At 64.1% G+C, this 9,966-nt stretch carries 10 protein-coding genes; 8 read left to right on the top strand and 2 right to left on the bottom strand.

The window, feature by feature from the left end; translation table 11 throughout:
* Both HNR60_RS14310 and HNR60_RS14305 read right to left on the bottom strand, forming a co-directional pair.
* Nucleotides 1-848 (bottom strand): pyruvate formate lyase family protein (locus tag HNR60_RS14310; protein ID WP_283810647.1); only part of this gene is annotated, 848 nt, incomplete at its 3' end.
* 667 nt (nt 849-1,515) lie between these two features.
* Nucleotides 1,516-1,707: a hypothetical protein gene (locus HNR60_RS14305; protein WP_184258563.1), complete on the bottom strand. Its 192-nt coding sequence runs from the start codon at nt 1,705-1,707 to the stop codon at nt 1,516-1,518.
* 158 nt (nt 1,708-1,865) lie between these two features.
* On the opposite strand from HNR60_RS14305, the gene HNR60_RS14300 reads away from it, so the two are divergent.
* The 8 genes from HNR60_RS14300 to HNR60_RS14265 all read left to right on the top strand — a co-directional run bounded on the left by HNR60_RS14300 (nt 1,866) and on the right by HNR60_RS14265 (nt 9,963).
* Complete coding sequence (locus tag HNR60_RS14300) at nt 1,866-2,597, top strand: Crp/Fnr family transcriptional regulator (RefSeq protein WP_184258561.1); 732 nt, start codon at nt 1,866-1,868, stop codon at nt 2,595-2,597.
* Nucleotides 2,598-3,070: 473 nt separating this feature from the next.
* A complete protein-coding gene (locus HNR60_RS14295) occupies nt 3,071-3,790 on the top strand; it encodes an aspartate/glutamate racemase family protein (protein WP_184258559.1) in 720 nt (239 codons plus the stop codon).
* Nucleotides 3,791-3,868: 78 nt separating this feature from the next.
* The gene (locus HNR60_RS14290) at nt 3,869-4,729 is read left to right on the top strand and encodes a VOC family protein (RefSeq protein ID WP_184258557.1); all 861 of its coding nucleotides are present in this window, start codon (nt 3,869-3,871) and stop codon (nt 4,727-4,729) included.
* Nucleotides 4,730-4,737: 8 nt separating this feature from the next.
* Entirely contained in the window at nt 4,738-5,856 is a 1,119-nt protein-coding gene (locus tag HNR60_RS14285; protein ID WP_246432948.1) for a M14 family metallopeptidase, read from the top strand.
* Between the two features lie 19 nt (nt 5,857-5,875).
* The gene (locus HNR60_RS14280) at nt 5,876-6,889 is read left to right on the top strand and encodes a quinone oxidoreductase family protein (protein WP_184258553.1); all 1,014 of its coding nucleotides are present in this window, start codon (nt 5,876-5,878) and stop codon (nt 6,887-6,889) included.
* Nucleotides 6,886-7,314 carry a PaaI family thioesterase gene (locus tag HNR60_RS14275; RefSeq protein WP_184258551.1) on the top strand — a complete coding sequence of 143 codons (429 nt, stop codon included), beginning with the start codon at nt 6,886-6,888 and terminating at the stop codon, nt 7,312-7,314. The genes HNR60_RS14280 and HNR60_RS14275 overlap by 4 nt, the downstream gene beginning before the upstream one ends.
* Nucleotides 7,315-7,379: 65 nt before the next feature.
* Nucleotides 7,380-8,981 carry an ABC transporter substrate-binding protein gene (locus HNR60_RS14270; RefSeq protein WP_184258549.1) on the top strand — a complete coding sequence of 534 codons (1,602 nt, stop codon included), beginning with the start codon at nt 7,380-7,382 and terminating at the stop codon, nt 8,979-8,981.
* Nucleotides 8,982-8,994: 13 nt separating this feature from the next.
* The gene (locus HNR60_RS14265; RefSeq protein WP_184258547.1) at nt 8,995-9,963 is read left to right on the top strand and encodes an ABC transporter permease subunit; all 969 of its coding nucleotides are present in this window, start codon (nt 8,995-8,997) and stop codon (nt 9,961-9,963) included.
* Nucleotides 9,964-9,966: the final 3 nt, after the last annotated feature.

Here is a 9,966-nt window from a genome sequence, read left to right as displayed (position 1 = left end):
AGCGACATCGCCGCGCCGTTGGATTCCTTCACCGCGGCGAGGTACGCGAAGTAAGTCCACTGGATCGCCTCGCGGGCGGTCAGCGCCGGCTTCGACAGATCAAAGCCGTAGCTCTTCGCCATCGTCACCAGTTCCTTCAGCGCGCGGATCTGTTCGGCGATCTCCTCGCGCAGGCGCAGCACGGCATCGTCGAGCGCGTCGATGTCGAGGCTTGCGGCCTGCTCCTTCTTGTCGGCGATCAGCCGGGCGACGCCATACAGCGCGACGCGACGATAATCGCCGATGATGCGGCCGCGGCCATAGGCGTCGGGCAGCCCGGTGATGATGCCGGATTTGCGGCACTTCACCGCGTCCGGCGAGTAGACGTCGAATACCGCGTCGTTATGGGTCTTGCGGATGCCGGGGAAGATCTTCTCGAAGCTCGCATCGGGCTTCAGGCCGTAGGCCTCGAGGCCGTTCTTGACCATGCGCCAGCCGCCGAACGGCATGATCGCGCGCTTCAACGGCGCATCGGTCTGCAGCCCGACGATCTGTTCGAGCTCGCGGTCGATGTAGCCCGAGCCGTGCGCCACGATCGAGGCGAAGGTCGTGGCGTCGACCTCGAGCACGCCGCCATGGTCACGCTCCTGCTGCAACAGATCCTTCAGCTTGGTCCACAGCGCCTGGGTGCGCGCCGTCGCCGGCACCAGGAACGCCGCATCGCCGATCCACGGCGTCACGTTCTTCTGGATGAAATCACGAACGTCGATCTCGCGGGTCCAGTTGCCGGGCGTGAAGTCCCGCCATGGATCGCTGGGAATCGCGGCGGCCGCATCGATGTCGATGGTGTTCGGCAGTTGAATATTCATGAGGCCACCTCGTGAGCGATAATTTCGGAAGCAATGGTTTGCGGAGCGCCGTGCGATGATGCCCCGCAGTCGTTACACAGCACGCCCGAATCGACGCTAGTCCGACCACATCGCAAAAGCGGAGCCGCCGCCGCATCGCCGATCCCGTCGCGAGCAGCGACCGCCGCTGCAATCGGACGGACGTCGGCGGCCGCCTCGATCGCGGACCGCGCAGGGCAACCAAGACAACGCCGCGCCCAGATTACTAGTAACAGGCCGCGCACAGACCAAGCATTTCGGCCGTCGGAGATCCGTTGTGGCGGAATGCCGCAAGGCCGTGACACCATAACCGCCGTGACACTGTAACCGCGTGACACTGTAACCGATATCGTGGATCGGAAAGATGACCACTCCGCGGGCGACCGCGGCTCGTTTTGATCCCGGATCGCTGCGTATTGGTCAACCCGGTTCCACCGCCTTCGCAGATGCGAGCGTGAGGCACTCGCTCCGGGTTGTCAAGAAACATGCGCGTGCAGCGACGTTTCTACGCGCCACGGGGGCGGACCGAAGCGCAACCGGGAGAAGCCGGCCACGCTTGCGCGCGGTGAGCAAATGGTTAAGCAGCCGTTGCGGGGCAACGATCGGTGGCTCCGCGAAGCGCTCGACGTCGCGGCGAGGCGCGGGCGGTCTAGTCTTTGTCGAGCAGGGGCATGATCGAGCCCGACCCCGGCCGGGCCAGACTGCTATTGGCCCATTTCACCGCGTCGGTCTTCATCGGATCGACGTTGTCGCATTTCAGGCAAGCCAGCGTGATGCGGCCGGTGCGGTCGGTCATCGCCATCAGGCGCTTCTTGCATTTCAGGCAGCGCGAGACGTCCATCGGCAACCTCTGCACTCGCTCGGGCCTGCGTGACGTCCCGGAGCCGACGATCGGCAGCGCAGGTCACTGGGCAGGCGGCGAATTCATGCTAACCTAATCCACCGAATGCGACGGCGACGTATCATTTGATCTGCCAACGGAATTGTTTGGAGGATGATTTGGCGCGAGCCCATCAGGTTCTTATCCGCAAGCTGAGGGAGCATTCCCGCCTCGCCGCCGACGATCTCGCCACACTCAATGCGATCAGTCATTCGGTTCGGCAACTCGACGCCGATGAAGAGCTGATCAGGCAGGGCGACAGGCCGGAGGTCTCCGCCGTCGTCCTTGCCGGGATGGTCGCCCGCTATCATCTGCTGTCGAACGGCCGCAGGCAGTATCTGTCGTTTCACATGGCCGGCGACATGCCGGACTCGCAGGCGCTGTTCGTCGACAAGATGGATCATTCGGTGTGCGCGATCGGGCCGGCGTTGATCGCATCGATCCCGCACAAGGAGCTGCTCGCCGCGTTCCAACACCGGCCGACCATCGGCTTTGCGATCTGGCGGGAAACCCTGATCGACGCCGCGATCTTCCGCGAGGCGATCACCAACAACAGCGCCCGAACCATGCCGGCCCGGATGGCCCACCTGTTCTGCGAGCTGTTCTATCGCGCGCGGGCTTCCGGCTTGAACGTGGAGAGCCGGTTTGCAGCGCCGATCACTCTGGTGCAACTCGGCGAAACGCTGGGGATGTCGATCGCCACCGTCAATCGCACTCTGCAGGAGATTCGCGATTCGAAATCCGCGGACTTCGTTCGTGGCGAACTGCACGTCGAGGATTGGAAGCGGCTCGCTGAGATCGGACAATTCAGCCCGGACTATTTGCACCTGAAGCGGCCGCCGCCTCACTGAAGCGCTGCGGTCGCGTGACAGCGCGCCGTCGGCTGAATTCGTCGACGGCCTGCGACAGACTGCGCGCGCGCCAGATTTTGCGCCCGGCTGGTCTCCGAGCGATATGAGGCCGGACAACATCGGGATGATGCGCTTGTTCCTAATCGCGGCGATCCGCTGGCCCGTCGTCAGGCTCGCGCATCGCGCACCGGACGGAATGCCGCAGGCGCGGATCATCGCGTCCGCAGCCTCCGCGCGGTCGGCGCGCCGAATCGTCCTCGTGGAGGCGTGACGACGCGCCGCGGGAACGACAGGTCCAGCAAGCCTGGCCTGCCGGCGGTGCAAGAAGCGAAATTCTATTCCTCGGATCGCCGCAACAACGCCAATTTCCACCCTGGATAGCAGTTTAGGCTTACGGAAAACGCCATCCGATTGCGCGATGCCGCTGCTACTGTTTCGCCAAGGCAGAAATGTGATGTGGAATGGACAGCACGATGCAGACGATCGGTTTGATTGGCGGAATGAGTTGGGAAAGCACTGCAGTGTATTATCGCCGATTGAACGAGCAGATCCGCACCCGGCTTGGCGGATTGCACTCGGCGGACATTCTGATGCGGTCGATCGATTTCGACGCCATCGTCAGCCTGCAGAAGCAGGGCCATTGGGACGAGGCCTGCCAGATCCTGGCCGACATCGCCCGCGTGCTCGAACAGGGCGGCGCCAGCTGTCTGCTGATCTGCACCAACACCATGCACAAGCTCGCCGACGAGGTGCAGCAGGCGGTCTCGATCCCGCTGTTGCATATCGCCGACGTCACCGCCGAGGCGGTGAAGGCCGAGGGGTTGCGCCGCCCGCTGTTGCTGGCCACCCGCTACACCATGGAACAGGACTTTTACGTGGAGCGACTGCGCGAGCGTTTCGGTCTCGATCCGGTGATTCCGGACGCCGACGGCCGGACGGTGATCCACGACATCATCTTCGACGAATTGTGTCAGGGCATTGTTAGCGACGCGTCGCGGAACCTGTATCTCGGCGTGATCGGGCAGGGTAAAGCCGAGGGCGCCGACTGTGTGATCCTGGGCTGCACCGAAATCGGCCTGCTGATCGGTCCCGAGCACATCGATCTGCCGGTGTTCGATTCGACATTGCTGCATGCCGACGCCGCGATCGAATTCTCGATGGCCAAGCTGGCGCCGCGGCCCCGCGCCGCATGACCCGGCGGCCGTCATCAGCAAGTCGTGAAGCCAATCGTCTTGCCAATCTCCCGTGAACGAAGCTAAGGCAGAAAAAGTATGAGCGATACGGTTGCCGCCCTCGATCAGATCCGACCCGTTCTCGATCACGTCGTCATCAATGTGATGGGGGAACTGGACGCGGCGGCAGCGCAGTACACCAGGCTCGGCTTCCAGCTCACCGAACGCGGCCACCACACGCTGGGCTCCAGCAACAATCTGGCGATCTTCGGCCACGATTATCTGGAACTGCTCGGCTATCTGCCGGGCCGCGAGACCCAGCGCGCCGATCTGTGGGCGCATCCCGCGGGGCTGACCGGGCTGGTGTTCAAATCGGTCGATGCCGATCTCGTCTATTCCACGCTGAAGGCTCGCGACGTGCCGGTGCAGCCGCCGATGAGCTTCGCCCGCCCGGTTGCATTGCCCGACGGCACGCATGACGCGCGATTCAAGGTCATTCGTGTCAGCGGCGAGCAAGTCGAGAACGGACGCACTTTCTTCTGCCATCACGATACGCCCGAACTGGTGTGGCGGCCGGAATGGCAACGCCATCGCAACGGCGTCACCGGGATCGCCGAATTCGTCATCGCTGCGCAAAATCCGGCGCGGACGGCCGCGCTTTACGAGCAGATGTTTGGGCCGGGCCTGTTGGCGCAGATCACGGGCGGGGTGTCGTTTCGCGCCGGCGCGGCTACCGTGCTGGTGTTGCAGCCCGACGCGGTCGCGGCGCGTTATGCGGGGGCGGCGCTGCAAAGCGGCGACGGTTCCGACCGCATGGTCGCGCTGGTGTTCAAGGTGGCCTCGCTGGATGCGCCGCGCGCGGTGTTCGATGCGGCGTCGATCGCATACCAGAGCTATGCCGGTGGCATCATCGTGTCGCACCAAGACGCCGCCAACGTCGCGCTCGGATTCACCGTATGAGCCCGGTCATGACGCCCGATTTCACCCAGAGCTTCGCGCTGGATTACAACGGCGCGCGCCGCAAGTTCGTCGCCGCCGCCGAGGCGCTCGGTTGCGCGCTGTCGCAATATCGGCATCCCAGCAAGACCGGCCCGGACGGCGAAGCGCTCGCGATCGACGTGGCGCGGCTCGGCGACCCGAAGGCGCCGTCGCAGCTCGTGATCATCAGCGGCACCCATGGTCTGGAAGGCCTCAGCGGCTCGGCCGCGCAGATCGGCTGGATGCAGAGCGAGTTTGCCCGGGCGCTGCCGCGCGGCGTGTCCGTGCTGTTCGTGCACGCGCTCAATCCGTATGGGTTCGCCTGGGGAACGCGGACCACCGAGAACAACGTCGATCTGAACCGCAATTTCATCGACCACGACGCGCCGTATCCCGCCAATCCGGGCTATGCCACGCTCTATACGCATCAGGTTCCGAACGAGTGGACCCCGGCCGCGCTCGCGCCTTACACCGAAGCCGTCTCGGCGTTCCAGGCGACCCACGGCGCCGATGCGCTGTTCGATGCGCAGGCGAGGGGCCAATACGAATTTCCGCAGGGCACCAATTATGGCGGCAACCAGCGCGAATGGTCGAACCTCGCGCTGCAGAGCATCGTCGCCGATCATCTCGGCGCGGCTGAGCGCGTCGGCTTCATCGATTGGCACACCGGAATCGGCGACTGGGCGAAATCCTTCTTTCTTTGCTTCAACGACGAGGGCGGCGCGTTGCATGCCGAAGCCGTGCGTTGGTGGGGCAAGGACCGTATCGTCGGGCAGCGGCCGCACAATGTGGCGCGGCCGAACTATCAGGGGCTGGTGTTTCACGGCCTGACCCAATTTCTCGGCGGCCGGCCGATGGTCGGCGCGGTGATCGAATTCGGCACCCGCGGTCCGCACGTCCGCCACGCGCTGCGGCTCGATCAATGGCTGAAATTCAAGGCCGAAGCCGACAGCGAACGGGTTCGCATGCTGCGCGCCGACCTGCACGACTGCTTCGTGCCGGTGTCGTCGCATTGGCGCGGCGAAACCACCCAACAAGCGATCTCGATTACCCAACAGGCCATCGAGGGACTGACGACCTGGTCCCTCGCAGCCACAACAGCAGCCTAAAAGCGGAGAGAAACAGCACATGCGAGCGGTAGTCCTTCACGAACACGGCGACAACGACAAACTGCAATTCGTCGCGGATTATCCGACGCCGAAAGCCGGCGAGGGCGACGTCGTCGTCAAGGTGAAGGCTTCTTCGATCAATTATCACGACGTCTTCACCCGTCGCGGCATGCCGGGCATCAAGGTGCCGCTGCCGGTGATCATCGGGCTCGACGTGGTCGGCGAGATCAGCGAACTCGGCGCCGGCGTCGACGGCTGGAAGATCGGCGACCGGGTGCTGATCGATCCGGTCAACCGCGTCGAGGGCGGCCTGATGGGCGAGACCCAGGACGGCGGGCTCGCGGAATATTGCCGCGCCAAGGCGCATCAATTGGTGAAGATTCCCGACGCGGTGACCTTCGAGCAGGCCGCGGCCTTGCCGGTGGCCTATGGCACCGCGATCCGGATGATGAACACCATCGGCAAAATCAAGGCCGGCGAGAAGGTGCTGATCCTCGGCGCCAGCGGCGGCGTCGGCGTGTGCTGCGTGCAGCTCGCCAAGCTCGCCGGCGCCTATGTCATAGCCTGCGCCGGCAGCGAAGAGAAGGGCCGCCGGCTGACTGAACTCGGTGCCGACGAGATCATCCTGTACACCCAAGCCGATTTCATGAAGACGGTGTTCGAGCGCCACGGCAAGCCGCATCGTCGGCGTTTCGTCGAAAGCGGCGGCGTCGACGTGGTGGTGAATTTCACCGGCGGCGACACCTGGGTGAAGTCGATGCGCGTGCTCAAGGTTGGCGGCCGCCTGCTGACCTGCGGTGCCACCGCAGGCTATTCGCCGCAGGAAGACCTGCGCTTCATCTGGACCTTCGAATTGCAGATTCTCGGCTCCAACGGCTGGGAACGCGACGATCTGCCGAAACTGTTCGATCTGGTCGAGAGCGGCAAGCTCAAGGTGCTGATCGACAAATCCTATCCGCTGGAGGAGGCGAAGGAGGCGGTGCGGGTGATCGAAGACCGCGCGGTGTTCGGCAAAGTCGTGGTGACGCCATGAGCAAGCCCGAGCCGCTGACCGCGGCGCAAATCCAGGCGCTGCTCGATGCCTCGCCGTTCAACACGTTTCTCGGATTGACCGTGGTGTCGGCCGATCCGGAGAAGCAGGAGGTGACGATTCGTTCGCCGATGCGCGCCGAATTCGAGCGCCGTCCGGGCTCCAAGCAATGGCATGGCGGCGTGATCGCGTCGCTGATCGACACCGTCGGCGATTTCGCCGTCGGCATGATGGTCGGCCGCGGCCTGCCGACCGTCAATTTCCGGGTCGATTACCTGAAGCCGGCGGTCGACACCGCGCTGGTGGCGGTGTCGCGGGTGCGCCGCGCCGGCAAGAGCGTCGGCGTCGCCGATGTCGACGTGTTCGACGAAAAGGGCGCGCTGCTGGCGATCGGACGCGGCACCTATTCGACGCTGGAGTCGAAATGACACCGTAAGCCCCGCAACGCAGTACCCGAGCCAGGTTCGACGCACTCGCAACGTAAGGAATACAGATGAGCAGGTTTTCGAGACGTGACTTTCTGCTGACAACTGCGGGTGTGGTGTTGGCGAGCCGGCTCGGCAGTTCCGCCGCGCTGGCCGCGACGCCGAAGCGCGGCGGCACGCTGATCGGCACCTGGGGCGGGTTCGAACCGCAGTCGCTGTTCGTGCCCGCCGGCGGCGGTTCGAGCCCGTATTTCACCTCGACCAAGGTGGTCGAGCGGCTGTTGCGGCTCACCGTCGATCTGAAATTCGAGCCGGTGCTGGCGCTCTCGGTCACGCCGGCGCCCGACTTCCGCAGCTACACCATCAAGCTGCGCGACAAGGTGACCTGGCACGACGGCAAGCCGTTCAGCGCCGACGACGTCGTGTTCAACGCGATGGAATATTGGAAGCCGATCTCGGCGGGCGTGTCGCTGGTGACGCTCGAAGCCGCGGAAGCCGTCGATCCGTTGACCGTGGTGCTGAAGTTCAAGGCGCCGGTGCCGGAGTTCTTCCTCAAATCGGTGCTATCCGGCAAAGCCGGCCTGGTGATCCCCAAGCACATCTACGCCGGCAGCAACATCATCACCAATCCGATCAACAACACGCCGATCGGCACCGGCCCGTTCAAGGTCAAGGAATGGGTGCGCGGCAGCCACGTCGAATACGCCCGCAACGAGAGCTATTGGAACCCGGGGCTGCCCTATCTCGACAAGCTGGTGATCCGCTGGTGGCGCGATCCGGCGTCGCGGTCGGCCGCGTTCGAGGCCGGCCAGCTCGATATCGGCACCTTCAACCCGATTCCCTATCCGGAGATCGCGCGGCTCACCGCCGGCGGCAAGTTCATCGCCGAGACCAAGGGCTATGCGAACTCGGCCTGGATCGCGACCGTGGAATTCAACCAGCGCCGCGAGATCTTCAAGAAGCGCGAAGTCCGCCAGGCGCTGATGATGGCGATCGATCGCGAATTCATCTCCGAGACGATCTTCTTCGGCCGCGCCAAGCCGTCGGTCGGCGTGGTGCACAATTCCAACTCGATCTTCTTCACCAAGGACGTTCAGGCCTATCCGTTCGACGTCAAGAAAGCGGCGTCGATGCTGGATGCCGCGGGCTATCCGGTGAAGGGCGGTTCGCGCTTCAAGCTCAGCCTGGTGTCGGCCGGCTGGTTCGAAGAAAACGTCAAGATGGGACAATACGTCAAACAGGCGTTCGAGGACCTCGATATCACTGTCGACCTCGCGGTGCCGGATCGCGCCACCTCGCTGAAGCGGATCTACACCGATTACGATTACGACGTGGCGATCTCGAACAATACCGGGGGGGTCGAGTTGGTCCCCACCACCACGCAATATTACACCACCGACGGCATCGTGAAGGGCGCGGCGTTCCGCAATGCCACCGGCTATTCCAATCCGGAGCTCGACAAGATCGTCGCCAGCATGACGGTGGAGACCGACGAGCCGAAGCGCATCGCGCTCGCCAAGGAGTTCGATCGCCTGGCCACCAGCGAGGCGCCGATCCTGCCGATGGTCGATCTCGAGCCGGTGACGATCGTGCGCTCCGACGTGCGGGATCATTCGAAGACCGCGGACTTCATGGGTGAGAGCTGGGCTGAACTCTGGCTCGATCGCTGACAAGGGAGGCAACGTGCGTCGCATCATCATTCGCCGCCTTCTTCAGATCATCCCGCTGATCCTCGGGGTGATCGTGCTCAACTTCATGCTGATCCATCTGGCGCCAGGCAGCCTGTTCGACGTCATGACCTCGGAGCAGCAGGTCACCGACCCGGCGATGCTCGATCAGCTGCGCCACACTTACGGCGTCGATCAGCCGACCTCGGTGCAGCTCGCCAAATACATCTGGTCGGTGATGCGGCTCGATCTGGGCTTTTCCTACCGGCAGAACGCGCCGGTGCTCGACGTCATCCTCGAGCAGTTGCCGTCCACGGTGATTTTGATGCTGTCGGCCACCGGGATCGCGCTGCTGGTCGGTATCACCGCAGGCGTGCTGGCATCGGTCAAGGTCAACACCATTTGGGACAACCTGATCTCGCTCGGCGCGGTGTTCTTCTTCGCGGCGCCGAGCTTCTGGCTCGGCATCATGATGACCGTGCTGTTCGCGGTGAAGCTCGGGTGGTTTCCGGTCGGCGGGATGCGTACCATCGGTTCGGACCAGGGCACATTCGGCGATGCGCTCGACGTGATGCACCATCTGGTGCTGCCGGCGACCGCGCTCGGGCTGTTCTACGCCGCGACCTATGCGAGGGTGATGCGGGCCTCGATGCTCGAGGTGTTCCGGCTGGATTTCGTCCGCACCGCGCGCGCCAAGGGGCTGTCCCGCAGCCGCGTGGTGATCTCGCATGTGATGCGCAACGCGCTGTTGCCGATCGTGACGCTGCTCGGCCTGCAGCTCGGCACCATCCTGGGCGGCAGCGTGGTGATCGAGGCGGTGTTCAGCTGGCCCGGCATCGGCAGCCTGTTGTTCGACAGCGTGATGAGCCGGAACTTTCCGATGGTGCTCGGCGTGCTGGTGCTGGGCTCGCTGCTGGTCGCGGTGTCCAACGCCGCGGTCGATCTGATCTATCTGCGGCTCGATCCGCGCATTCGGGCGAGGTAACGC

The sequence above is a fragment of the Rhodopseudomonas rhenobacensis genome (genome assembly GCF_014203125.1).
In the GTDB taxonomy this organism is placed as follows: Bacteria; Pseudomonadota; Alphaproteobacteria; order Rhizobiales; family Xanthobacteraceae; genus Rhodopseudomonas_A; species Rhodopseudomonas_A rhenobacensis.
The sequence above is the reverse complement of the archived record's forward strand: the minus strand, read 5'-3'. Positions and strand labels throughout refer to the sequence as shown.

Coding starts and splice junctions, on each gene's coding strand:
- HNR60_RS14305 (WP_184258563.1), bottom strand. CDS start 1,707: ATGGACGTCTCGCGCTGCCTGAAATGCAAGAAGCGCCTGATGGCGATG.
- HNR60_RS14295 (WP_184258559.1), top strand. CDS start 3,071: ATGCAGACGATCGGTTTGATTGGCGGAATGAGTTGGGAAAGCACTGCA.
- HNR60_RS14290 (WP_184258557.1), top strand. CDS start 3,869: ATGAGCGATACGGTTGCCGCCCTCGATCAGATCCGACCCGTTCTCGAT.
- HNR60_RS14285 (WP_246432948.1), top strand. CDS start 4,738: ATGACGCCCGATTTCACCCAGAGCTTCGCGCTGGATTACAACGGCGCG.
- HNR60_RS14280 (WP_184258553.1), top strand. CDS start 5,876: ATGCGAGCGGTAGTCCTTCACGAACACGGCGACAACGACAAACTGCAA.
- HNR60_RS14275 (WP_184258551.1), top strand. CDS start 6,886: ATGAGCAAGCCCGAGCCGCTGACCGCGGCGCAAATCCAGGCGCTGCTC.
- HNR60_RS14270 (WP_184258549.1), top strand. CDS start 7,380: ATGAGCAGGTTTTCGAGACGTGACTTTCTGCTGACAACTGCGGGTGTG.